At 66.5% G+C, this 26,165-nt stretch carries 13 protein-coding genes; 2 read left to right on the plus strand and 11 right to left on the minus strand.

The window, feature by feature from the left end; genetic code table 11:
* From ACS5PK_RS21910 to ACS5PK_RS21960, 11 genes are all read right to left on the minus strand, one after another.
* On the minus strand, positions 1-624 hold a 624-nt coding region (locus ACS5PK_RS21910), incomplete at its 3' end, for a phosphoadenosine phosphosulfate reductase domain-containing protein (RefSeq protein WP_439442394.1).
* Between the two features lie 36 nt (positions 625-660).
* Entirely contained in the window at positions 661-1,257 is a 597-nt protein-coding gene (locus ACS5PK_RS21915) for a sugar transferase (protein ID WP_439442395.1), read from the minus strand.
* Positions 1,258-1,276: 19 nt separating this feature from the next.
* Positions 1,277-2,455: a DegT/DnrJ/EryC1/StrS family aminotransferase gene (locus tag ACS5PK_RS21920; RefSeq protein ID WP_439442396.1), complete on the minus strand. Its 1,179-nt coding sequence runs from the start codon at positions 2,453-2,455 to the stop codon at positions 1,277-1,279.
* A gap of 56 nt (positions 2,456-2,511) precedes the next feature.
* Complete coding sequence (locus ACS5PK_RS21925; protein WP_439442397.1) at positions 2,512-3,744, minus strand: glycosyltransferase family 4 protein; 1,233 nt, start codon at positions 3,742-3,744, stop codon at positions 2,512-2,514.
* A gap of 10 nt (positions 3,745-3,754) precedes the next feature.
* A complete protein-coding gene (locus ACS5PK_RS21930; RefSeq protein WP_439442398.1) occupies positions 3,755-4,855 on the minus strand; it encodes a glycosyltransferase family 4 protein in 1,101 nt (366 codons plus the stop codon).
* Positions 4,852-6,150: a lipopolysaccharide biosynthesis protein gene (locus tag ACS5PK_RS21935; protein WP_439442399.1), complete on the minus strand. Its 1,299-nt coding sequence runs from the start codon at positions 6,148-6,150 to the stop codon at positions 4,852-4,854. The genes ACS5PK_RS21930 and ACS5PK_RS21935 overlap by 4 nt, the downstream gene beginning before the upstream one ends.
* The gene (locus ACS5PK_RS21940) at positions 6,147-7,382 is read right to left on the minus strand and encodes an aminotransferase class I/II-fold pyridoxal phosphate-dependent enzyme (RefSeq protein WP_439442400.1); all 1,236 of its coding nucleotides are present in this window, start codon (positions 7,380-7,382) and stop codon (positions 6,147-6,149) included. Before ACS5PK_RS21940 ends, ACS5PK_RS21935 begins: the two co-directional genes overlap by 4 nt.
* Positions 7,379-7,933, minus strand: a complete 555-nt coding sequence (locus tag ACS5PK_RS21945) for an acyltransferase (RefSeq protein WP_439442401.1) — start codon at positions 7,931-7,933, stop codon at positions 7,379-7,381. Before ACS5PK_RS21945 ends, ACS5PK_RS21940 begins: the two co-directional genes overlap by 4 nt.
* 9 nt (positions 7,934-7,942) lie before the next feature.
* Positions 7,943-9,040 carry a DegT/DnrJ/EryC1/StrS family aminotransferase gene (locus tag ACS5PK_RS21950; RefSeq protein WP_439442406.1) on the minus strand — a complete coding sequence of 366 codons (1,098 nt, stop codon included), beginning with the start codon at positions 9,038-9,040 and terminating at the stop codon, positions 7,943-7,945.
* Positions 9,041-9,048: 8 nt separating this feature from the next.
* The gene (locus tag ACS5PK_RS21955; protein ID WP_439442402.1) at positions 9,049-9,636 is read right to left on the minus strand and encodes an acyltransferase; all 588 of its coding nucleotides are present in this window, start codon (positions 9,634-9,636) and stop codon (positions 9,049-9,051) included.
* 199 nt (positions 9,637-9,835) lie between these two features.
* The gene (locus tag ACS5PK_RS21960) at positions 9,836-10,906 is read right to left on the minus strand and encodes a Gfo/Idh/MocA family protein (RefSeq protein ID WP_439442403.1); all 1,071 of its coding nucleotides are present in this window, start codon (positions 10,904-10,906) and stop codon (positions 9,836-9,838) included.
* Between the two features lie 87 nt (positions 10,907-10,993).
* On the opposite strand from ACS5PK_RS21960, the gene lysS reads away from it, so the two are divergent.
* Both lysS and ACS5PK_RS21970 read left to right on the plus strand, forming a co-directional pair.
* On the plus strand, positions 10,994-12,517 hold the full coding sequence (gene lysS, locus ACS5PK_RS21965; RefSeq protein ID WP_439442404.1) for a lysine--tRNA ligase: 1,524 nt from the start codon (positions 10,994-10,996) through the stop codon (positions 12,515-12,517).
* A 235-nt stretch (positions 12,518-12,752) separates the two neighbouring features.
* Positions 12,753-26,165 (plus strand): hypothetical protein (locus ACS5PK_RS21970; protein ID WP_439442405.1); only part of this gene is annotated, 13,413 nt, incomplete at its 3' end.

The raw sequence follows: 26,165 nt of genomic DNA on the forward strand, positions 1-26,165 counted from the left end.
GCGGATGCGGGTGTTGAACAGGTTCCACAGCTCGGGGCGCTGTTCCTTGGGCTGCCACTGGCCGAAGCTGTCGCGGTGGCTGAAGATGCGCTCCTTGGCGCGCGCCTTCTCCTCGTCGCGGCGGGCCCCGCCGATCAGCACGTCGAAGCGGTGCTCCTCGATGGTCTCCAGCAGCGTCACGGTCTGGTGGCCGTTGCGCGATTCCAGCGGGTGCGCGAGGCGGATCGTGCCCTTCTTGATCGAGTCTTCGAGGTGCCCGACGACCAGGCGCTCGCCCATCTCCGCCACGCGGCGGTCGCGGAACTCGATGACCTCGGGGAAGTTGTGGCCGGTGTCCACGTGGACCAGGGGGAAGGGGAGCCTGCCCTTGAACTCGTTGCCTGGCCCTTCGCCGGGCCGTCCTCTGGAAGGGTGCCGCCCCTCCGGAGGCAGGCCGACGCTGGCGCCGGCCGTGGGAGCATAGGTCACACGTTGCTTGAAGGCCTTCTCGGCCAGGCGCAGGACGACGCAGGAATCCTTGCCGCTGGAGAACAGCAGGCCCGGGCGCTCGAAGGCGGCGGCGACTTCGCGCAGGATGAAGATGGCTTCCTCTTCGAGGTGGTCGAGGTGGGTTTGACTGATCATGGCGCCTGCATTTTGACAGCGCGACCGCGGTCCGAATCAGCCGCCGAAGAGGGAACGCAGCGTTCCCATGATCAGCTTGAGATCGGTCAAGAGGCTGGCCTGGCGCACGTACGCTGCCGACAGCCGCAGCTTGGCCGGCAGGATGTCCTCCACATAGGCCCGCTCCGGATCCGCAGCGCCGGCCAGGCGCTCGCTCTCGTCACGAAACGCCAGCGAGGCTGGATCCGTGATGCCGGGCCGCACGGACAGCACAAGGTCTCGCAGATCGGCCGGATACAACGCCACATAGCGCGGCACCTCGGGCCGCGGCCCGACTAGGCTCATGGCACCGCGCAGCACATCCCAGAGCTGGGGCAACTCGTCGATCTTGCTGCGGCGGATGAAGCGGCCGGAGGCCGTGATGCGCGGGTCCTCGCCTATGGTGATCTGCGGGCCCAGCGCAGGGGCGTCCACGCGCATGCTGCGGAACTTGTGGATGAAGAACGGCCGCCCGCCACGCCCTACGCGCTCCTGACGGAACAGCACCGGACCTGGTGAATCCCAGCGTATCCACAGCGCCACGGCCAGCAGCAGCGGCGACAGCAGCAGCAGGCCCAGGCCGGCCGCCAGGATGTCGAACAGGCGCTTGCCCACAGCTGTGCTCCCCAGCCTCTCAGCTCAGCGCGATCTCACGCACGGCGGCGATCACACGCTGCACATCGGTGTCGGTCATGGCGGTGTAGAGCGGAATGCTGAAGGTGCGCTCGTAGGCCTTTTGCGAATGAGGGAACTGCTCCGGTGTCAGCTGGTAGCGGTCGCGCCAATAGGGCTGCAGGTGCAGCGGGATGTAGTGCACGCTGCAGCCTATGCCCCGGGCGAACATCTGCTCGATGAAAAGGTCGCGCTCCACCGCACACTCATCCTCCAGTCGCAGCACGTAGAGATGCCAGGCGTGCGTGTCGCCCTCAATGGGCTGGGGCGGCAGGATCAGGGGAAGATCGGCAAAAGCCTCGTTGTAGGCCTGGGCGATGTGCTCACGCCGGGTCTGGAAGGTCCTCAGGCGCTTGAGCTGCTGCAGGCCCAGGGCCGCAGCGATGTCCGTCAGGTTGTACTTGAAGCCGGGCGCGACGATCTCGTAGTACCAGCTGGGCACCTTGGCGGTGAAGCGGTCGAAGGCATCGCGGTTGATACCGTGCAGGCGCATGACCTTGGCACGCGCCGCGATCTTCGGATTGCGGGTGACCAGCATGCCCCCCTCGCCCGTGGTCATGGTCTTGTTGGCGTAGAAGCTGAACACCGTGGCGTCGCTGCCCATGGTGCCGATCAGCTCCTTCTCCAGGGTGGAGGGCAGCGCATGCGCGGCGTCCTCGACCACGCGCAGGCCGTGCTTGCGGGCGATGTCCAGGATGGTCAGCATGTCCGCCGCCAGGCCCGCGTAGTGCACGGGCACGATGGCCTTGGTGCGCGGCGTGATGGCAGCCTCGATGAGCGCGGGATCGATGTTGAGCGTGGCGGGATCGATGTCCACCAGCACCACGTCCGCCCCAAGATAGCGCACCACCTCGGCCGTGGCCGTGAAGGTATGGGTGGTGGTGATGACCTCGTCCCCCGGGCCCACGCCGATGGCCTCCAGCGCCAGGTGCAGGCCGGCGGTGGCGGAGTTGACGGCGATGCACTCGATCTCGGGTTCGCCCAGGAACTCGTTGAAGGCCTGCTCAAACCTGCGCGCCTTGGGGCCGGTGGTCACCCAGCCGGAGCGCAGCGTGTCCACGACCTCGGCGATGTCCTCCTCCCCGATCTCGGGCAGGGCAAAGGGCAGGAAGGGCGGCGTGGAACCCTGGTCAGCGGACATGGTGGCGGTCTTTCGAAACGGGAGATCGGATTGTCGGCGAGGCGGGCCTGAAGCGCTCAGGCTGCGCCGGCTGCGCGCAGTGCGTCGATGAAACGCTCTGCCAGCACCGGGTAGGTGTGACGTGCCAGGACGAAGGCGCGTCCGCGCTCCCCCATGGCAGTGCGCTCGGCCGGATTCAGGGACAGCAGGCGCTGAACGCCCGCGGCCACGGCGGCCGGATCTTCTGGCGGCACGGTCAGACCGGCGCCGGCCTCCGCAACGGGGTCGTTCCCGGCCTCCACCGAGTGCAGCACCACGCAGCGCGCCATCAGGTAGTCCATCAGCTTGTTGGGCGCGATGCCAAAGCGGTAGATGGGCGTGCGCTGCCAGCCAATGTAGGCGATGTCAAAGAGCCCCAGCAGGGACGGGATCTGGCGCTTCGGGATGGGCGGAAAGAAGCGCACGTGGCGCAGGCCCTCGACCTCGACCCGGGCCTGCAGGCGCTCGCGCTCGTGGCCGTCGCCCACCAGCACCAGGGACACGGGCGCCGACTGCAGCAGGCGCGCGGCATCCAGCAGCACGTCCAGGGCATTGGGCAGGCCCATGGAACCGGCATAGCCCAGTATCTGGCGGCCTGCGGCGCGCTCGGTGGCGATGTGGGCAGCAATGGCGGCATCCACCGGCTCCTGGCGGGCATCGTCCCACTCATCCAGCGTGATGCCGTTGGGCACGATGGTCAGCTTGTCCAGGTCCAATCCATGCGCCGCCATGTGCTGCTGCACCTTGGGCAGCATGGACACCACCACGTCGGCATCGCGGTAGGCGTCGTCCTCGGCCTTCTGGCACAGCATGGCGAAGGGATGGCGGGGCGACATGCCGGACAGCTCGATGGGCGAAAGCGGCCATAGGTCGTGCACCTCGTAGACCAGCTTCGCCTTCGCGGCACGGGCCACCCGGCGGGCCACCCAGACATCCATGGGATAGGTGCTGGAGGCGATCACGGCATCGGGCTGGAAGTCGTGGGCGAGGATATCGGCGTCCTTCCAGACCTGGCGGCAGAAGGACCAGATGTTGCGCACCCGGCCCAGGCCGTTGCCCTGGTAGGCCGGCGTCGGGTACCAGCAGTAGGACACGCCCTCGATCTGCTGCGGCCCCACGCGCGGCTGCGTGCTGCGCACATGCGAGTGCGAGGCCGCCAGGATCAGCACCTGGTGGCCGGCGCGCACCCATTCGCGCGCCAGGTAGAAGGGCCGGTATTCCATGCCGTGCTCGGGCGAGCCGGCGTAGTGGTTGATCAAAAGAATGCGCATGGGGAGGAGCTCAGTCAGCCTTTGAGGGCGCAGCGTCGAGTGCCCTCAGCCGCTCGACGAATCGGCGCACGGCCGGGGGAAACAGGGCATGGCTGGCAACCCATTCGCGGTTGACCGTGCCGACGGACTCGCCTTGGGCCAGCAGGGCTTCCAGTTGATCCACCAGCGCCCGGCCATCAGCCTGCGCATCTTCGGCCAGCACCAGGCCGCGCTGCCCATCGGCCAGCAGCTCGCGGTTGGCGGGCAGCTCGGACAAGAGCGGCAGGCATTCGTGGGCCATGGCCTCCAGCACGGACACCGAGACCGAATCGCTGGCCGGCAGGCTGAGGAACCACCGGGCGCGGGCGTAGTGCGCGCCCTGCGCCTTGGGATCCAGCCGCCCGACCCAATCGATACGCTCGCCCAGGCCTGATGCCTGAGCCTGGGCCTCCAGCCTGGCGCGCAGGCTGCCGTCATTGGCCATCACCAGCCGGGCCTCGGGCCTGAGGGCGGCGATGGCGGCAAAGGTGGCCAGCACGCGGTCCGGGCGGTAGATGGGCTCCAGGCCTCGGTTGCTGTAGAAAAGCCAGGGGCTCTTGCGCACGTTCTGCCGCGGCAGTGCCTCCAGGCCGAAAGGGAAAGTCATGACCTCGCCGGCACCCAGTGCGCGCATGCGCTCGCTCATGTGCAGGGAGTCCGAGGTGCACAGCGTGCAGGCCCGCAGCACGCGCGAGGTCAGCCAGCGGTAGGCCCAGCCTTGCTGAGGCGTCACGAGGATGTCGCTGCCCCAGGCGGAGCCGGCGATCTTCGCGCGCAGGCGCCAGCCGGTCTTCGCAGCCCAGGCCAGGGTGCCATGCGAGGTGAGGTAGTGGGGATGCAGCCAGTCGGCATCGACTTCCGCCAGCCAGCGCCCCAGCCGCGGCAGGGTCTTGAGCACGGCCACGTTGCCGCCGCCGTGGCGCGGGTCGGTGCCCAGCACCAGGCGCCGCTCGGCCGGCACGATGGCTTCGAAGGCCTCCGTGAAGCCGCGCGAGGAGGCGGCATACAGCTGCAGGCCCGACACGGCCGCCAGCGCCCTTCCCCATTTGAGCAGATGCGGGCTCTCGCCGTCGCCGATCAGGACCAGCTTCATGCGCGGGCTCCTTGCAGTGCATTCGAGGCAGGCACGCCGCCCCGCCAGATCCAGGCCAGCAGGGCCACGAAATAGAAGGGCAGGACCAGCGACACGCCACCCAGTGCCGCAGCCAGCGAGCCGCCCAGCCCCAGCACCAGGCACAGGGTTGCGATATACAGCGCATTGCCCGCCAGGCTGAAGACCAGGGCACCGGCCTGACGCCCGGTCACCATGGGGGCCACCATCAGGGGAGCCGCCACGAAATGGGCGGCCACATAGGGCGCGAACCAGCGGGCCAGTTCACCGGACACCCGCCACTCCTCGCCCAAGACCCAGGCGAACAGCCCAGGGCCGACGATCATCAGCAGCACCATGCCCGGCAGGGCCAGGCCGGCCAGCGCCCACAGGCTGCGACCCAGGCGCGGCCGCAGGCTCTGGCCGCCGCGCCAGTCCGCCGCCAGCGTGGACAGCAGCACCTCGGAAAGCGCTCCGCCGATCAGGCTGGCCGGCGCCTTCACCAGACGCACCATCACGGCGTAGTAGCCCGCCGCAGCCGCACCTGCCCAGGCAGTGATGCAGGCCAGCACCAGCGTCTCCTGCAGCGCATTGACGAAAGCATGCGGGCTGTTGATCAGCAAAAACTGGCGATGGGCCTTGGCCATCCGGCGCAGGTGTCGCACATGGCGCCGGCCGGCGATCAGCGTCCGCGAACGCCGCCAGCGCAGGCGCAGTCCCCCGGCCTGCAGCCACCACGGTGCCAGCACACTGCTCAGCAACTGCGCTGCCACCAGGCTCGCCGCCGAGGTCCAGCCCGCCAGCATGGCCAGGCCCTGCGCGACAGCCAGCCCCCCCTGTTGCAGCACGCGCGCCTGCCCGATGAGGCCGAAGCGCCCCAGACGATTGGCCCATAGCGTCATCGCCTGCTGAAAGCCGGCCAGGGCCACGACCGGCCCCAGGGCCAGCAGGGCGGGATTCAAGGCGGACAGCCCCGCCCAACGCCCGCTCAGCAACGGGGCCCCCAGGAGGAGCCCCAGGCTGAGCGCCATCGAGAGCAGCCCCACCACGCCCCCCACCCACAGGCACAGTTCCAGCAGCAGCGCTGCCTCGCCGGCACGGCGCGGCAGCACGATGGCGTACTCGTAACGGAGATTGGCCACCGTCGCCAGATTGGCGGCCAACGCCGCAAAAAGGGCCCAATGCCCCAGGGCCTCGGGACCGAACTGGCGCGTCAGCAGGGGTGCCATCAACAGCGGGATGGCCTGGCTGATGGCCGCTGCCGGGGCCAGCTGCGCGAAGCGTTGACGCAGGCTCATGCGGGCCGCCCGTGTGCCAGCGCTCCAAGACCCTGCTGCTGGCGCGGGGAGAGATCGGCATGCAGCCCCAACGGCAGGTTGAGCACGGCACGCGCCGCCGCCTCGCCCTGCGGACAGGCGCCGGACTCGTAGCCATAGCGCAGGCTGCCCGCGGGATGGACCACGTCGTCGAACCAGACGCCGGGCACGATGTCCAGGGACTCCAGGCCGCGCATCACTGCAGCACGCTGCGCTGGATCGTCGATTCGAACGGGGTAGCGCAGCAGCACCTCACCCGCGCCATGCCTCGGCAGGACCCAGCCTGGAGCACCGGCGAGCAAGGTGTCATAGACCTCGACCTGGCGGCGGCGGGCAGCCCAGACCGTCTCGGCGCGCCTCACCTGCCGCAGCCCCAGGGCGGCCGACCAGGGACGCAGGCCCAGGGTGTAGTCCGGCGCCGAGCTGCCACTGAGTTCTGTATCCGGCGTGCGTGCCACGGCCCCCATCGCCCGTGCAGGCCAGCGCAGCAGGCCGGCCAGGACGCGCAACACGCCGCCGGGCAGGGCCTGGCCCAGGCGATGCCAGGCCAGGGTCAGGACTTGCCGCAAGACCTGACCCCGCGACGGTGCACGCAGCACCGGCAGGCGCGTGGCCATGCGGGCGCGCAAGGCCAGGTCGTTCAGCACCAGGGCGCCGCCAATGCCGGTCGTGAGCGGCTTGGAATACTCGAAGCTGAAGAAGGCGGCTTGCGCGCGAGTGCCCGCCAGGCGACCTTCGGCGTCACGGCTGCCCCAGGCATGGGCGGCGTCCTCCACGAAGACGATCCCTGGCAAGCGCGCACGCAGCAGCTCGATGCCCGCCATGCACAGGCCAAAGTTGTGAGGCAGCACCACCAGGGCCGTGCGCGGCGTGATGGCCTGGGCGATGGCCTCGGGATCGGGGTTCCAGCCGCCTGGTGCGATATCCACGTACCGGACCGGCAGGCCCAGGTGGCGGAAGACATTGGGGACGACGACGCAGGTGTAGCCCGGCAGCAGCACCTCGGCGTCAGGCGGCAGCTCAAGACAGGTGGTGAGGGCGTGCAAGGCGCAACGACCGCTGCCGAAGAGGGTCACGCGGGCAGCGTCCAGGCCCAGGCTGGCAGCAAAGGCGGCGCGGAACTTCAGCAGCGCGGCCTCGCTGTCCAGCGTGGCCTGGAGGGTTGCCGAAATGAAGTCCCACCAGCGCAGCGCGCCGGCGACATGGCTCTTCATGCTGACAGCCCCTCAGCGCTGTCCAGCCGGCGCAGGGCACGGGCCGGCGTGCCGCCGTAGAGCCAGCCCGAGGCCAGGCGCCCGCTGACCACGGCATGGGCGGCCACGGCGACATGGTCCTCGATCTCCGCGCCCGGCAGCACCGTGACGCGGGCGCCGATGAAGACATTGCTGCCGATGCGCACGTCCGCCCGGCGGTACTGATGGCGGAAGAGGCCGTGGCCACGCGTGTCGTTGGATTCGCAGAACAGCATCAGGCCAGGGCCGATGGCGACGTCATCACCAATCTGCAGCTGCTGCGCCCCGACCAGCACATAGGCGCCCGGCGCCAGATGGCTGTGCCGCCCGATGCTGAATCGCCCGCCCGCCGTGCCCAGGATCTGCACGCCGCGGTACAGGATGCTGCCCTCGCCAAGGATGCAGCCCTCGCCGTGCCGCAGCCGGACACCCGGATACACCTGCGCACCGGCCCCCACGGCCAGGCCCAGAAGGCCCAGCCAGCGGGCGCGCACGCGGGCGCGCAAGGCATCAAGGCGGTAGCCCAGCAGCATGGCCGTCGATCAGGCCAGCGCCGCGCGCAGGGCCGCGACCACCTGCTCCTGCTGCGCCGGCAGCAGGTCCGCGCTCATGGGCAGGCTCAGCACGCGGGCTGCTGCGGCCTCTGCATGGGGCAGTGGCACGGGCACGCGGCAGCGCTGCGCATAGGCCGGCTGCAGATGCAGGGGCTTGGGATAGTGGATGGCCGTGGGGATGCCCGCGGCATTCAGGCGGGCGATCACGGCCTCGCGATCGGCCACCTGCAGCGTGAACTGGGCCCAGACGCAATCGCGGTTGCCGCGCACCGCCAGGCGCTGTACCGGCAGCCCGGCCAGCAGGTCCTGGTAGCGCTCGCCGATGGCCAGGCGTTGCTGGATCTCCCAGTCGAAGCGTTCCAGCTTGGCCAGCACGATGGCGCACTGCAGGGTGTCCATGCGGCCGCCAACGCCCAGCCGGGTGTGGGTGTAGCGCTGGCTCTGGCCATGGACGCGGATTTCGCGGGCGGCCTGAGCCAGCGCGTCGTCGTCGGTGAACAGCGCACCGCCGTCGCCATAGCAGCCCAGGGGCTTGCTGGGAAAGAAGCTGGTGGCGCCCCAGGTGGAGAGGCCGCAGGACTTCTTGCCGCGGTAGCTTGCACCGAAGCTCTGCGCGCCGTCCTCGATCACTGCGATGCCGCCATGGCGAGCGGCGATGGCGTTGATCTCGTCCATGTCCGCCACCTGCCCGTACAGGCTCACCGGCATGATGGCGCGGGTGCGCGGCGTGATGGCGGCCTCGATCAGGCGGGCGTCGATATTGCAGCTGTCGGGCTCGATGTCCACGAAGACCGGCACCCCCCCCAGCAGCACGATGACCTCGGCCGTGGCCGCAAAGGTGAAGGGCGTGGTGATGACCTCGTCGCCCGGCTGCAGGTCCAGGGCCATCAGCGCGATCAGCAGGGCTTCGGTGCCGCTGGCCACGGTGATGCAGTGCTTCACGCCCACATGGGCGGACAGGGCCTGCTCCAGCTCCTTGACCTCGGGCCCCATGATGTACTGGCCGTGGTCCAGCACGGCCTGCATGCGTTGGGCGATGCGGTCCTTCAGGGCGGCGTACTGGGCCTTGAGGTCGATAAAGGGCAGCGCAGTGCTCACGGGAGTCTTCCTTCCTGGACCAGCACGCAGCGCTGGTCCTGCAGTTCATACACATCGCCCGTCTGCGGGCAGGTGGCGCGGCCATCGGCATCGAAGGCCAGGCGCTCGCCGAAGCGGCTCATCCAGCCGATGCGGCGGGCGGGCACGCCCACCACCAGGGCGAAGTCGGGCACGTCCTTCTGCACCACGGCGCCAGCGCCGACGAAGGCGTGAGCGCCGATGGTGACGCCGCAGACGATGGTGCAGTTGGCCCCCAGCGTGGCGCCGCGGCGCACCAGGGTGCGGCGGTACTCGTTCTTGCGGGCCACGGCAGCGCGCGGGTTGTAGACGTTGGTGAAGACCATGCTGGGGCCGCAGAAGACCTCGTCCTCCAGCGTCACCGCGTCATAGACGGAGACGTTGTTCTGGATGCGGACCCCGTCGCCGATCAGCACGTCATTGCCCACGTAGACGCCCTGCCCCAGCGCGCAGCGTGCGCCGATGCGGGCGCCGGGGCTCACATGCGCGAAGTGCCAGACACGGGTGCCCTCGCCCAGCTGCGCGCCCTCGTCGACGATGGCGCTGTCGTGTTTCCAGTAACTCAAGCACTAGCTCCAAACAATGAGGCATTTTCCCAGCGGAGCGCGGGGATCGGACTTTGCCGGTCCCTCGGGCTCGCCCCCTCGCGGGGGCTGCGGCCGGGCGCAAACGCCGTGGCGTTTGCGTCTGCTGCAGGACCAGGCCTCTGGCCCGGTGCGGCCTGCACGGCCTGCACGGCCTGCGAAAGGCGTAGGGGGTGGGCCATCAAAAAACGAGAGGAAGGCCGACACGCTGCCCATCGCGGGCCGAGCGATACGCGGCAATGAGGATCTCCAGCGAGCGCAGGCCCTCGTAGCCATCGACCTCGGCATGGGCCTCGCCACGCAGGGTGCGGATGACGTTGTCGTAGTACAGCGGGTGGCCGAAGCCGTAGACGCTGCCCGTCTCGTAGGAGCTGGCGGCCACCTGGGCATCGTCCTCGTGTGGCTCGGCGAACTGCCAGTGCTCGATCTTGTTGACCGCGGTGCCGCCGATGCGCACCGTGCCCTTCTCGCCCAGGATGGTGATGGAGCCTTCCAGGTTCTGCGGCCAGGTCAGCATGGTGACGTTGATGCTGGCCAGGCCACCGTGGCGCAGGCGCAGGCTCATCACGCCGGTATCCTCGGCTTCGATGTCGCGGGCCAGGGTGGCGGTGTAGGCGTGGACGTTGTCCACCGGGCCCAGCAGCCAGTCCAGCAGGTCCACGTAATGGCTGGCCTGGTTCATGAAGGCCCCCCCGTCGAGGTCCCAGCGGCCGCGCCACTTGGCGGCGTCGTAGTAGCTCTGCGGGCGGGTCCAGAAGACGTTGACCGTGCTCAGGTAGATGCGCCCGAAGCGGCCCTGCTCGATGGCGCGCTTCACCAGCTGCACCGTGGCGTTCAGCCGGTTCTGCTTGACCACGAAGAGCTTGACGCCCGCATCGCGGCAGGCGCGCACCATGGCCATGCCTTCCTCGAACTTGGTCGCCATGGGCTTTTCAGACAGCACGTGGCGGCCGGCGCGCGCAACCTGGATGGCCTGCTGCGGGTGCAGGCCCGAGGGCGTTGCCAGTACGACGACGTCGGCGTCCGACCCCGCCAGCAGGGCCTCCAGCGAGGCGAAGCCCGGCGCGCCCGTCAGCGCGACGGCGGCCTGCAGGGCCTCGGGCCGGGTGTCGCAGACAGCCACGACCTCAGCCCGGTCCGCATGCCGCGCCAGGGCCTCGAAATGGTTCTTCGAGATGCGGCCGCAGCCGACCAGGGCGAACCGGATCTTGCGATCTGGCGAAGGCAAAGGGGAGCGGATTTCGGGATTCATGGACGACCGTCAAGGGCGAAGGGTCCGATTCTACGAGGGCGGCCTCCAGGAAGCGCCTAAAATCGCTGCAAATTCAACGAGTTGAGCATGACCCAGCACACCCCCGCCCAGCCGCACCACGCCGCGCCCGCCCAGGACGAGAACCAGCTCATCACCGAACGCCGCGAGAAGCTGGCCGCCCTGCGCGCCAAGACGGCCGTCCCCTTCCCCAACGATTTCAAGCCCCAGCACCGCGCCCTGCCCCTGGCCCAGCGCTATGGCGACATCGCCAATGAAGAGCTGGAGCCGCAGGCGGTGAAGGTCAGCGTGGCCGGCCGACTGATGCTCAAGCGCGTCATGGGCAAGGCCTCCTTCGGCACGCTGCAAGACGCCACCGGGCGCATCCAGCTCTTCGTCACCAAGGACGGCGTGGGCGAGGAGGTCTACGAGGCCTTCAAGCACATGGACCTGGGCGACATCGTCGGCGCCGAAGGCACGCTGTTCCGCACCAAGACCGGCGAGCTGTCGGTGCGCGTGAGCGTGCTGCGCCTGCTGACCAAGAGCCTGCGCCCCCTGCCGGACAAGTTCCATGGCATGAGCGACCAGGAGCAGAAGTACCGCCAGCGCTACGTCGACCTCATCACCGACGAGCATGCCCGCGCCCGCTTCGTGGCCCGCTCCAAGGCCGTCTCCTCCATTCGCGGCTACATGGTCGAGCACGGCTTCCTGGAGGTCGAGACGCCCATGCTGCACCCCATCCCCGGCGGCGCCAATGCCAAGCCCTTCGTGACCCACCACAACGCGCTGGACCAGGAGATGTTCCTGCGCATCGCGCCCGAGCTCTACCTCAAGCGCCTGATCGTGGGCGGCTTCGAGCGCGTGTTCGAGATCAACCGCAACTTCCGCAACGAGGGCATCTCGGTCCGCCACAACCCCGAGTTCACGATGATGGAGTTCTATGCGGCCTACTGGACGCACCATGATCTGATGGACTTCACCGAGGAAGTGCTGCGCCACGCCGCGCGTGCCGCCACCGGCAATGCCCGCGTCAGCTACGCCGGCAAGGACGTGCATCTGGACGAGCCCTTCGCCCGCCTCTCGGTGCGCGATTCCCTCGTGGTGCACGCCGGTCTGAGCCAGGCCGAGGCCGATGATGCCGAGGTCCTGCGCGCCAAGCTGAAGGACCTGGGCGAGGAAGCGCCCAAGCACTGGACCCTGCCCGAGCTGCAGTTCGGCATGTTCGAGGCCGTGGTGGAAGAGAAGCTGTGGCAACCCACCTTCATCATCGACTACCCCGTCGAGGTCTCCCCCCTGGCCCGTGCCTCCGACACCAACCCCAAGATCACCGAGCGTTTCGAGCTCTTCATCACCGGCCGCGAGTACGCCAACGGCTTCTCCGAGCTGAACGATGCGGAAGACCAGGCCGCCCGCTTCCATGCCCAGGTCGCCAACAAGGAAGCCGGTGACGATGAGGCCATGTTCTACGACGCCGACTTCATCCGCGCCCTGGAGTACGGCATGCCTCCGACCGGCGGCTGCGGCATCGGCATCGACCGCCTGATGATGCTGATCACCGATTCGCCCAGCATCCGCGACGTGATCCTGTTCCCGGCGCTGCGCCGCGAGGGTTGAGGCTCTGGGGCACTTCAGCCCCCAGAAAAAAATGAAAGCGGCCTCACTCGAGGCCGCTTTTTTTCAGGCTTTGCTCTTGTCAACGCGCGCTTGCCTTTAGGTCATATGTAACAAATTGAAAATTACCTAAACCAATCCCGCCAGACCCGGACTACCTCCAAGAGGAGGGCCGCGTCCGCTGCATGCAGGGCGAGTTGGCTCCGAGCACAACAGAGACCGATTTGGAGTCAAGAGCATGGTGGCAATCGTCAGCGGATCCGCGCTGGGCCTGAACCTGGGGTCGAACACGGTCCTAGGATCGAATGGGGCATGGGGTTCGGCCGGCTTCGGCCGTGCGGGGGAGCGGGTCTACGTCAATGCCGCGACGGGCAATCTGGTGATCCAGGGCCAGGATGAACTGCTGGCCGGGCTTGGTTTGAGCGCCAGCGCGCTTCGCACCTACAACAGCCAGGGCGCGCTGGTGGACGACAACGGGGACAACTGGCTGAACGGCCCTGTGCGCTCGGTGCGGCTGGCCAGCGGAAGTGCCAATGCCGCGGGGTCGGTGGTGATCCGTCGCGACGAAGACGGCTCTGAGGCCAGCTTCAGCTGGGACGCAGGACGTGGCCGCTACATCAGCACGGACGGGGCGGGGGCCTTTGACAGCCTGAGCTATGACGGCACCCTTTGGACTTTCGTGGATGGCAGCAGCCGCCGCAGCGAGGTGTACGGCGGAGCCCGCGGTCAGTTGCAGAGTATTCGTGACGCCGACGGCAATGCCCTGACGCTGAGCTATGGGGCCAACGGTCTGCTCAGCAGCGTGAGCACAGCGTCAGGTGAGGTGAGCCACTATGACTACAACGCCAGCCGCCAACTCACGCAGGTGCGCACGGCCTACAAGAGCAGCGAGGGGGCGGGGCAAGACAGCTTGCTGACGCGCGTGCGGTATGCCTACGATGGCCTCGGGCGGCTCAGCACGGTCACGGTGGATCTCAGCCCCCAGGACAACAGCGTTGCCGACGCCCGGGTGTTCACCAGCAGCTATACCTACGACGGCGACAGCCAGCGCGTGGCGTCCATCACCCAGAGCGACGGTGCGAAGCTGAGCTTCACCTACGACGGCAACCGGCTCAGGACCTTCACCGACGCACTGGGCGGCATGACCATCCTGGTCTACGACACCGTCAATCGCAAGACCGAGGTACAGGACGCGCTGGGACAGGTCACGACCTACTGGTACGACACGCTGGGGCGGCTGAAGCAGGTGGACAGCCCAGCGGTGGCGGGCGTGGTCAGCCGCACGACGTACGACTACAACGGCAATGGTGATGTGACGAGCATCACGGATGCCGAAGGCCGGTCGGTCAGCTTTGAGGCGGATGCCTGGGGCAACATGGTTCGCCAGCGCGATGCGGCGGGCAACGTGGTGCGGCGTGTCTTCAATGCGCAGAACCAGTTGCTCAGCGAGACGGTGGCCACCGCAGGAGAGCCGGCGGCGTCGGCCGCGGCGACACGCTATGTGTACGACGCCAGCGGCGTCCGCTTGCGCTTTGTGCTCAGCGCAGAAGGCCGGGTGACGGAGTACCGCTACGGGAGCAATGGGCTGCGCACGGCCAGCATCCAGTATGCGGACGGGCGGTTCAGCCTGGGCGGGCGCAGCTATGAGAGCGTGCCGACGGAGGCGGAGCTCAACAGCTGGGTGTCGACGCAGGACCGCAGCAAGACCCAGCGCGCGGACAGTCGGTACGACTGGCGTGGCCAACTGCTGGCGTTGACGACCTATGGCACGGTCGATGCCAATGGCAATGGCGTGTTGGACGGCACGCAGGCGGTGACGCAGTACGTCTATGGCACGGTGGGCCTGCTACTCAAGACCATCGATGCCCGCAACGGGGTCACGCAGTACACCTATGACGGGCTGGGCCGGATGCTGACCAGCTCCAATGCGCTGAACCAGCTCAGCACGACAAGCTATGACGATGCGGGTGGTGTCGTGACATCCCGCCTGTTCAATGGGCGGGTCAGCACCAGCACCTACGACAGGATCGGGCGATTGGTCTCGGTGATCGAGAGCGATGCCAGCGCTGCTGCGGCGAGGTGGAAGGCCAGCGGGGTGAGCCTGGATGGTAGCGGTGTCGTCAAGACAACGACCACGGCGGCCTGGGATGCCGGCATGACCTCGACGCAAGGCATCGCCGGTGGCGCCAGCGTGAGCTTCCGGGCGACGCAGACCAATGCCTTCGTGATGGTGGGGCTCAAGACCGCCCCTGACAGCGGCTACAGCCCTACCAGCCTGAACTGGGGGCTCTATCTCTACGGCGATGGCAGCCTGCGCTACACGGTTGGCGGCACGCCGACGACCGTCGGCAGCTATGCGGTTGGGGACTTGCTCGCCGTGACGCACGACGGCACGACGGTGCGCTATTTCAAGAACGGCCAGCTGCTGGCCAGCCTCTCGGCGCCCACGACGCAGGCACTCTATGCCGCGACCTCCCATCACACGGCCGGGAGCAAGGTCGATGACTTGCGCTTCGAACCTTACACGGGAACTGGCCGTGGCATCGATGCGGGCACGGCCTCCTTGTGGAAGGCCAGTGGCGCGAGCCTGAATGGCGGCAGCGTCGTCAAGACAACGACCACGGCGGTCTGGGATGCCGGCGTGACCTCGACGCAAGGCATCGCCGGTGGCGCCAGCGTGAGCTTCCGGGCGACGCAGACCAACGCCTACGTGATGGTGGGGCTCAAGACCGACCCGGATGGCGGCTACGGCTCGAGCAGCCTGAACTGGGGGCTCTATCTTTGCGGCGATGGCAGCCTGCGCTACACGGTTGGCGGCGCGCCGACGCCCGTCGGCACCTATGCGGTGGGGGACTTGCTCGCCGTGACGCACGACGGCACGACGGTGCACTATTTCAAGAACGGCCAGCTGCTGGCCAGCCTCTCGGCGCCCACGACGCAGGCACTCTATGCCGCGACCACGCATTACACGGCGGGCAGCAAGGTCGGCGATTTGCGCTTTGAGCCCAATGCCGGTGCGGATCTGCTTGGCGAAGGAGGCATGACAGTCGATCTTCATGACGCCAGCAAGAGCGGCGGCACACCCTACGAATGGAGTTCGTCCGTACGATCCAGGATTGGCTACACCGGCGGAGCCAGCGTCAGTTTCCGCGCTGCGCAGACAGAGAAGCACTTCATGGTGGGTCTGAACAGCGACCCCAGCACCGACGCTGGCTACCGGGGCTTGGACTGGGCGATGTACTGCAACCCAGGCGGTCAACTCCATGTCTACGAAAGCGGCGTCTACAAGGGCGGTATCGGCGACTACGCAGCGGGTGACGCACTCTCCGTGAGCTATGACGGCAAGGCCGTCAACTACATCAGGAATGGGGTGGTGCTTCGCAGTGTTGCGGCAGTCATTGCGCAGCCGCTTTACGCGGACTCGTCCTTCCATGGTCCTGCAGCGAAGGTCACCGACCTGGTCTTTGAAGGCGGGCCGATTGTCAGCGCAGTCCGCAACAGCTACGACGTCGGCGGCCGACTGCGCATGACGCAAAGCGCCACCGGGGCGCGCCAGTGGTACTTCTACGACGAGGCGGGCCGCAAGGTGGCCAATGTCAATGCGCTGGGTCTGCTGACGGAGTTTGTCTACAACAAGGCCGGGCAGCTGCTGCAGACGGTGGACTACGCCACCCAGGTGGACCTGACGCGGCTGGTGGACGCCCGCGGCCAAGCCAGCAGCCTGAGCCTCGCGGACATCCGGCCCGCCGCGGCTGGCGGCGACCGCAAGCAATGGTCAATCTACGACGGCGCGGGGCGGCTGGCCAAGACGGTGACGCCCACCAGCAGTGCGGGCCAGGGCAGCGTCACCGAGTTCAGCTATGACCCCAGCGGCCGCCTGCTGATAACGCGCCGCTTTGCCAGCACAGTGTCGACGTCGGACTGGGGGGCGTCCCCCAGCCTGGCCCAGGCCACGCCCGGCGCCAGCGCGCAGGACCAGCTCCTGCGCAGCTTCTATGACCAGGATGGTCTGGCCGTGGGCAGCCTGGACGCCCTCGGCAGTCTGGTGGAAAACCAGTACGACGCGGCGGCACGCAAGGTGGCGCAGGTGCAACGCACGCTGGCCGCCAGCGCAGCGCAGCTGGCCCTCGCACAGAGCGCCAGCACGGCACTGGCCCAGGTGCGCCCGGCCGACAGCGGCAATGACCAGAAGGTGCTGAGCTTCTACAACGCCCGGGGGCAGTTGGTCGGGCAGTTGGACGGCATGGGCGTGTTCACCGAGACGATCTACGACGCCTCCGGCAATGTCAGCACCCAGCAGCGCTACAGCGTGGCCACGGCGGGCTTCAGCGTCGGCAGTGCCCTCTCCAGCGTGCGCAGCGCTGCGGGCGCTGTGCTGCAGAAGACCTCGTATGAGTATGACGTGCTGAACCGTGTGCTCAAGCAGCGGGTCGACCCCGACGGCATGAACCTCACCACCACCACGATCTATGACGATGCGCATCGGCAGCTGCTGGTGACCAGTCCGCTGGGCGTCACGGATGTCACGCAGTTCGACGTCAACGGGCAGGTCGAGCGCGTGACGAAAGACAGCGCCAGGCTGAAGTTCAGCACCCATTACAGCCATGACGCCGAAGGACGGCTGCTGAGCAGCACGGATGCCAACGGTGTCGTCACGAACTACAGCTACGACGCCCTGGGACGCAAGGCGACACAGACGGTGGATCCCAAGGGCGTGAACCTTGTCACGAGCTACAGCTATGACAAGCAGGGAAACCTGGCGCGCGTCACCGATCCGCTGGGGCTGCACACGCGCTATGTGTACGACGAATCCGGCCGCCTGCGGTACACGCTGGACCCCGCCAATGGCTTGACAGAGAACCGCTACGACGGGTTGGGCAAGCTGAGCGCCACGGTGCGCTACCTCGCCAAGCAGGCGGGCTTCCAGACCGTTGAGCATGCCCAAGGCTTGATCAGCAACAGTGTGGTCAATGTCGTAGCGACACCCGGTGGGGATCAGGTGACGCGCTACGCCTATGACGCAGCCGGTCGCCAGACCCACAGCGTGGACGCCACGGGCGCCGTGACGCAGTACGAGTACGACGCCGCCGGGCAGTTGGTGGCGAAGAAGGAGTTTGCCAACGCAATCGGGCTACCGGCCGCCGGCAGCGAAGACGGGCAGACGCTGGTGGTCAAGGGCGACTACGCCGGCATGTATGCCACCACGTATGCGGACATCGACCCGGGCAAGACCTACAAGGTCCGCGCGCGTCTGCGCCAGCTCTCGGGCAAGGGCTACATCTACAGCGGGGTGATACCCAAGGACGCCAGCGGCAACACGTTCAGTTCGAACGGGTGGTACCTGTACTCGGCGGTATCCGGGCACCTGCTCACGCCCGAGGAAGGGTGGCAGACCTACGAGGGCACGATCAGCGGCATCGCCGCCGCTGGTGTGTACGACACAAGCAAGTTCCTGTACGGCACCGAGTCCGCCGCCGCACTGCTGATCTACAACTACGCAGGCAACGAGGGCAGCACGGATCTGGGCCGCCTGGTCGAAGTGGACTCCGTGGAGCTCATCGATATGAGCACGGGTGCCGTGGTGTCTGGCGGCAAGATGGCAGCGGGTGCGGCTGGCTGGGCGCTGGATCGATCGGTCTCGGGTGCCTATGGGAGCGGCAGCGTCGGTACGCTCACCGCGACGCAAGTTGTGGAGCGACTTCGTCCCTCCGCAGCTGACCGCGTGACCCGTTACGCCTACGACGCGGCCGGTCGCCAGACCCACAGCGTGGACGCGTTGGGCGCCGTGACGCAGTACGAGTACGACGCCGCCGGGCAGTTGGTGGCGAAGAAGGAGTTTGCCAACGCGATCGGGCTGCCGGAGGCCGGCTCCAGCGATGGAGCAACGGTTGCACTGGGCGGTCAGTACACCTGGCTCAACAACAAGGTCTTTGTCGGCATCGACACCAGCAAGACCTACAAGGTCCGCGCCAAGCTGCGTCAGCTCAGCGGTACGGGCAGCGTCTACGTTGGCGTGATCACCAAGGACGGCAATGGGGCGATCCAAGCCAGTAACGTCCAGGGGACCTTTTCCTATTGTGCAGTGCAGGGAAAGGAGATCACGCCAGAGATGGGGTGGTTGACGTTTGAAGGCACGATCACCGGCGAGACCGCAATCGCCGTCGGCGCCTCGTACAACAAGTTCTTTGCCGGGGCCAAGACAGCGTCCCCGCTGCTGCTCTACAACTACAGCGGCAACACGCGGCCCAGCGATCTGGGACGCTTGGTGGAAGTCGATTCGCTGGAGTTGATCGACGTGGCCACCGGCACCGTCATCAACGCCAACGCCGCCATGGCGGCGGGGAGCGAGTCCTGGGATGTGGTCGGCTCGATCAAGGGCTTTGCTGGCGTCAGCCTGTCGTTCAGTGCTGACGACATCCGTCAACGGCTGCGCCCTGACGCCGCGGACCGCGTGACGCGCTACACCTATGACGCGGCAGGACGCCAGACCCACAGCGTGGATGCCGCAGGCGCCGTGACGCAGTACGAGTACGACGCTGCAGGCCATCTGGTGGCGAAGAAGGAGTACGCCAACGCCATCGGCCTTCCCGAGGCCGGCTCCAGTGATGGGGCGACGGTGGCACTGGGCGGCCACTACGGCATGCTCAACAGCAAGGTCTTTGTCAGCATCGACACCAGCAGGACCTACAAGGTCCGCGCCAAGCTGCGTCAGCTCAGCGGCACGGGCAGCGTCTACGTTGGCGTGATCACCAAGGACAGCAATGGGGCAATCCAAGCCAGCAACGTCCAGGGGTCCTTTTCCTACTGCGCGGAGCAAGGAAGAGAGATCACGCCGGAAATGGGGTGGGTGACGTTCGAAGGAACAATCACTGGAGAGACCGCAATCGCCGTCGGTGCCTCGTACAACAAGTTCTTTGCCGGGGCCAAGACGGCGTCCCCCCTGCTGCTCTACAACTACGGTGGCAACACGCGGCCCGGTGATCTGGGGCGCTTGGTGGAAGTCGATTCGCTGGAGCTGATCGACGTGGCGACCGGCACCGTCATCAATGCCAACGCCGCCATGGCGGTGGGGGGCGAATCCTGGGCCGCGGCCGGCTCGATCCAGGGCTTTGCTGGCGGCAGCCTATCGTTCAGGGACGACGACATCCGCCAACGACTGCGCCCTGACGCGGCGGACCGTGTGACGCGCTACGTTTATGACGCGGCCGGTCGCCAGACCTACAGCGTCGACGCCGAAGGCTACGTCAGCGAGCAGCGCCTTGATGCGCAGGGGCGCGTGACGCAGACCCTGCGCTACACCACCGCACCGTCGGCGACGGTGCTGGAGAAGCTCGCCCGCACATTGGATGCCAGCGCGCTCGGCAGCGCCATCACCACCAGCGAGCGCCAGTACGACGCTGCGGGCCGCCTCGTGCGCGAGCTCGACGCCGAGCGTGTGGAGCGCCGCTATGAGTACGACGACGCCGGCCGTCTTGTCCTGCGGACCGACGCCGCCGGCCTTCCCGAGGAGCGCCGCACGCGCTACGGCTACGACGCCGCAGGCCGTCTCACGCGCAAGACCGAGGCCGACGGCAGCGCCGTCGCGCGCAGCTGGGTCTACGAATACGATGCCCTCGGTCAACTCGTGACCGAGTTCGACCCGCGCGCCCAGCAGCTCACGGAGCAGGACGATGCAAGCGCACGCCAGCTGCGCCAGCGCCTGGGCTACAGCGCCGAGCTGGGCAAGCTTGATGCGTCCGCGCGGCGAGCGCTGCGGCTGAGCCACGCCAGCCACTACACCTACGACGCGGTCGGGCGGCAGCTGACCCGCACGGATGCCCTGGGCGGCGTCACCACCACGCGCTACGACGCCCTGGGTCAAGCCGTGGCCCAGGTGGACGCCATGGGCAGCACCCGCTACTGGGTCTACAACGCCCAAGGCCGTGTCGTGCAGGAGATCGACGCCGAGCGCTACCTCACGCTGCATCGCTACGACACGCTGGGCAATCGCATCGAGACCGTGCAGGTGAACGCCCGCGTGCAAGGCAGCTTGCGTGACGGTGTGGCGGTGCGCCTGGGAGCGGGCGGCAATGCCGGCGATGGCGCCTGGGTGCCGCTGGACGTCGAACGCGATGCCCACAGCAGCCGTCGCTACGATGCACTGGGCCGCGTGCTCAGCGACACCGATGCCGCAGGCAACACCGAACGCGTCGAGTACGACACCTTTGGCGATCGCACCGCCATGATCAACCGACTCGGTGCACGCGCCACCCTGCGCTATGACCGCCGGGGACTGCTCCTTGCCGAGACCCTGCCCGTACAAGCGCCTGACGCCCAGGGCCAGCTGCGCGACGTCACCCATCGCTACGAGTACGACGCGCTGGGCCTGCGCACACGCAGCATTGAAGCCGAGGGGCTTCCCGAACAGCGCATTACCGAGATGCGCTACAACCGCCGCGGCCAGCTGCTGCAGCGCATAGGTGCGGCCTACACCACGGTCGATGGCACCCTCAGCACCCCGTTGGACAGCTTTTCCTACGACGCCCTGGGCCGCGTCATCGAGCAGCGCGCCCATGCCCAGTGGGTAAATGGACAGGCCGTGGGCGGCCGCCGCTCGCTGGCCTACTACAACGCCCTCGATCAGAAGATCGCGGAACTCTCCGCTGATGGCGTGCTGGGGCGCTTCGAGTATGACGCGGCCAGCAACATCGTGCGCCAGACCGTGCATGCGACCCGCATCGCCCTGCCCTCCACTGCTGGTGCTGAGGTCCCGGCAGTCGCCGAGCATTTCAACGACCGCAGCCTGCAGACCGACTACGACGCCCTCAACCGCAAGATCGCGGTACGCGTCGAGCGCCTCTACACCTGGGAGGAAGGCCAGCGGGTGGATTTGCTGCAGGCGGCCACCGTCACACTGGAGCGCAATCGCTACGACGCCAAGGGCCGCCTCATTGAACACATCGATGGCCGCGGCAACGCCTCGCACGACTACTTTGACGCCCTGGGCCGACGCGTGCTCAGCATCGACGCCCTGGGCGCTGTCACGGCCTGGGACTACGAGCGCGGCGCGCTCGCCACCGCCACGCGAGAGACCCGTTACGCCGCCATGCTGAGCGGGCCCATCGACGCCCAAGCCAGCCTGGGCGACGCCGCCGTGCTGCGCCAACGCGTCGCCACCCAGGCCCGCCCCGACAAGACGGCGGACCGCATCACCGTGTTCCAGCTCGACGCCCTGGGCCGCGTGCTCGAGAAGCGCATCAAGGACGTCACGCAAGATCTGGTTGACGCCCAGGGGTCCCGCACCCAAAGCACCGCCGACGCCGTCACCACCTATGCCTACAACGGCCTGGGGGCGGTCACGCAAATGCGCGAACTGGCCGCCGTGACCCTGGATGTGCAGGGACAGCGCCAGGAACGCTGGGAGCAGACCGACACCAGCTACGACGGAGTGGGTCGGGAAACCCTGCGCAGCAGCCCCGAGCGCAGCGACGCCAATGGGGCACGAGTGCGCCCTCGCGTCCAGACCCGCTACGACGGCTTGGGCCAGATCCGCACCCAGCGCCAGCTCGGAACCAACGATGCCAGCGACACCGATGACCGCGTCACCCACTACGAGTACAAGGCCGGCTTGCTGATCGCCGAGCGCGACGCCGCCAATGCGCTCACCACCTACGCCTACGATGCACTGGGCCAGCTCGTGCGACGCACCGCCGTGCTTGTGCACCAGGACGCCAGCACCACCCGCGACCTCGTCAAGATCTACGGCTACGACGCTGCCGGGCGCCTCAGCAGTGAAACCGACCAGGACACCGGCGAAGTGCGCGACACCCGCTACAACGCCTTCGGTGAGATCGAGGCCAAGGGCCTGAACGGCCGCTGGTATGAAAGCGCCGAGTACAGCGCCCTGGGCAAGGTCATCAAGACCAACGCTGGCGACGGCGCCACCAAGTTCTACCTGCAGGACGCCAACGGCAACACTACCCGGGAGATCCGCGTCTCTGGCTTCATCCAGACCGCCCCCGCCACGCTCACCCTCGCCCAGGCCGCCACCCATCCCCTGCTTTACAGCCACCGCTACGTCTACGACGCCCGCAACCAGCTCATCAAGACCATCGACCCGGAGATCCAGCAACTGGCCTCATCCAGCACGATGGTGTCGCAGTACAACCAAGCCTATGTACCTCCGTGGTCACCGATCGGTCTCGATCCAAGCGGTGGTGGCTATTGGGAGCGGGCTAAGGTCTCTGCGGTGCCGCCCGGCACGCAAACGGCCTATACCAACTTCAGCCTTGGCTACAGCGCAATCGACGGAGTAAATGTCAGCGTCCCCAGCCAATACATCCAGAACTATGGTGCCAGCGGGGTTTCCCGTGTTGAGAACAATGTACTGAAGAACAACATCGCCAGAATCACCGAATACAAGTACAGGAAGATCGGTAGCACAAGCTGGATCAGCGCCCCAGAAATCAGCAAGACCACGCTTGGCGGACAAAGCGATGGCGACTATGAGTATCTTGCCTTGCGCGGGTCTGAAAGCACCTATTTCCACGGGAAATTCGGATACAAAGAAGGCGCCATCACCCCTGACGATGGATACATCTACGCCAAAGCCTATCGCGGCACGATCGCGGTTCAATGCCGCTCGGACAATCCGCCGACGCTGCTGATCAATGGCCAGACACTCAACCCCGTTTCCATGAGCAATCGGGTGGCGCTGTTTGACATCGACAAGCTCCGCCAGGCTGCAGGCGTCTCCATATCTGAAAGCAAATCGATCCGCATATTCATCACGGAAGCGGAGACCATCAATACCGCTGGTGACAGCGTGCGAAAGATTCTCTCTGAAATTGAGACCGGCCTGACTTTCTACAACAAATTGCCGGCGCTTGACGACGCCACGTCATTCCATATTGCCACAGATATAGATTCAGGGTTGACGAGAGGATTTCAGCACCCCCTGATCTTGAACGTGGGAGACATCAGCCCCAACAGCGTGCTTCGCCTTACCCCTGCTGGCGGCGGTACGGCAAGCTATACCTTGAATACCAGCAGCGGGCGCGTCACACTGGACCGGGGGAATATCATCCTCTACTTGGCCGATTGGACGCTCCCTAACAGTCTGCGACCCGTCTCCATCGAGCTGGTGGACCCGGATGCCGGCCGCAAGATCAACCTTGATGTAACGCTGCAGCAGGACTCTGTACGTTATTTAGTTAACCCTTCCAGCGGCAATGAAACGTCGCTGCGCCGCGATCGTGTTAGTTTGTCAGTCCCGGGATCAAACTACTGCACCATCAAGATGCAAGCCTCTGATGGCAAGGGCGGAGAGATTGAAATCAAGCTCAAGCGAACGGATATCAGCCGCGCTTTCATCTGGGATTTCAGTTCATATCCGGCGGGATTGGAATACAATTTCCGCTATGTTTCGTGGACAGGCACATGGGACGGCGGCCCCACCGACACGGTTGGCGGAGGCACCATCCTGAAGAATCCGGATGGCACGGTCACTATCAAAGACGATCCCCTCAATGGGAGCTACGTCAAGCCGGCCTACATCAGTTTTAGTCACGACGGCACCAGCTCTTATCGCTATACGATCAAGAGCATGGGAGCCACCGCCGCCATCCAGGGCATTGGGGATCGTGTTAGTTTGTCAGTCCCGGGATCAAACTACTGCACCATCAAGATGCAAGCCTCTGATGGCAAGGGCGGAGAGATTGAAATCAAGCTCAAGCGAACGGATATCAGCCGCGCTTTCATCTGGGATTTCAGTTCATATCCGGCGGGATTGGAATACAAGTTCCGCTATGTTTCGTGGACAGGCACATGGGACGGCGGCCCCATCGACACGGTTGGCGGAGGCACCATCCTGAAGAATCCGGATGGCACGGTCACTATCAAAGACGATCCCCTCAATGGGAGCTACGTCAAGCCGGCCTACATCAGTTTTAGTCACGACGGCACCAGCTCTTATCGCGATACGATCAAGAGCATGGAAACCACCGCCGCCATCCAGGGCATTGGGGATAGAATTTTCCTGCAAGGCGCCAATCTGATACCCCAAACTGGCTCACACCTTTATCAGATGACTTACACCGGCCACCGCAGCGTTGAAGCTGCCGGTGAGCCGGTCACGTCTGGGAGCCTGGTGGTGCGTGTGTTTGCTGACGGCACACATGTCGTTTATGAGAACAATGCCGACTACAACTCTCTGCCCATCAATTTCTACGTCAAGGGCCGGCAACTCGAAAAAATTGCCCTCCGGCTCACGGACCCGGCAACCAAGAAGAGCCAGTTCTTCTACCCGCTCGGGAAATGGGTTCCGCCTGAAGGGAACAAGCTCGGCTACACCCATTTCAGCGTCGACGCACGCAGCATCAGCAGCCCGCAAAGCTCTCTTGAATATGACTTGATCGTCCTGGACGATAAGGGCCAGGTCCTCAAGGAAGGAGATGCCGAGATTCTCCAGCATGGGAAAATCAAGTTTTCCAGCGATGGGTCGAGCCAACCCAAGGTCCTCGAACGCATCATCACGCTGGAATCCAAGCCCGGCGTGACGATCACCCGCCGCCAGAAATTCAACGCCTTTGGCGAGATCAGCGAGGAGGCAGACGACCGCGTGCTGGAGCGCATGACGGCGATGTTGCGCCTGGTGTCCGGGGACGCCTTAGCCGTACCGACGGATACCCAGAAGGCGGCAGCACGCAACCAGTTCCACTACAACGCCCTGGGCAAGCTGGTGGAGAAGGTCGAACCGGAAACCTACCGGACAGAGCGCAACGGCTACCGCTGGCGTGCACGGCCGCTCACGAGCTATGGCTACGACCTCCTGGGCCGGCACACCACCACCTTGGACGCCGCAGGCAACCTCACGCGACTGAGCTATGCCGAAGGCGCCCGCGGGGACACCAGCGCGGCCGAGTACACCTTTGATGCCGCCGGAGGCAGCGCGCAGGCCTACAACAGCCGCGTGGGCGGCGTCACCCGCGTCCAGCGCAACGTTTTCGGCGATGTCACCCGCATCACCGATGGCGAGGGCCAGGTCACGGAACAGGAGCACGACGCCATGGGCCGGCTGCTGAGCGTGCGCCAGCGCAACGTGCTGCGCCTGCGCTTCAACGGCAGCAGCACCGTCCAGGAGCGCCGAGACATCACCGCCTTCTACGCCTACGACGAGCTGGGTCGGCGCCTGCGCAGCACCGATGCCCTGGGCAACACCAGCGCCACGCGCTACGACAGCCTGGGCCGCATCGTGGCCACCACCTCGGCACAGGGCTTCGTCACCCGCTACAGCTACGAGGCCTTGACGCCCACCCTCCCCGCCAACCCCAACCCCACGCTGCTCAACACCATCGCTGCGCTGCGAAAGACCACCACCACCGCCGACGGCCACACACTCAAGGACGAGACCGACCACTTCGGCCACCTGCTCACCCACACCGACATGAGTGGGGGACTCACGACCTACACCTACAGCCAGGGAGCCCAGGTTGTCAGCAAGAAGGGCAGCAATGGCGCGCTCTTCAACGTCCAGTACGACTACTACGCCAATGGCTACCTGCGCACGCTCACGGACTTCGGGAGCAGGTCCCAGCACATCTACACCTACGACAATGCTGGCAACCGCGTCACCGAGGGCTACCACACCTACGTCGGCGACATCCCCCTGGTC

It is taken from the genome of Roseateles sp. DB2 (assembly GCF_051857535.1).
In the GTDB taxonomy this organism is placed as follows: Bacteria; Pseudomonadota; Gammaproteobacteria; order Burkholderiales; family Burkholderiaceae_C; genus Roseateles_B.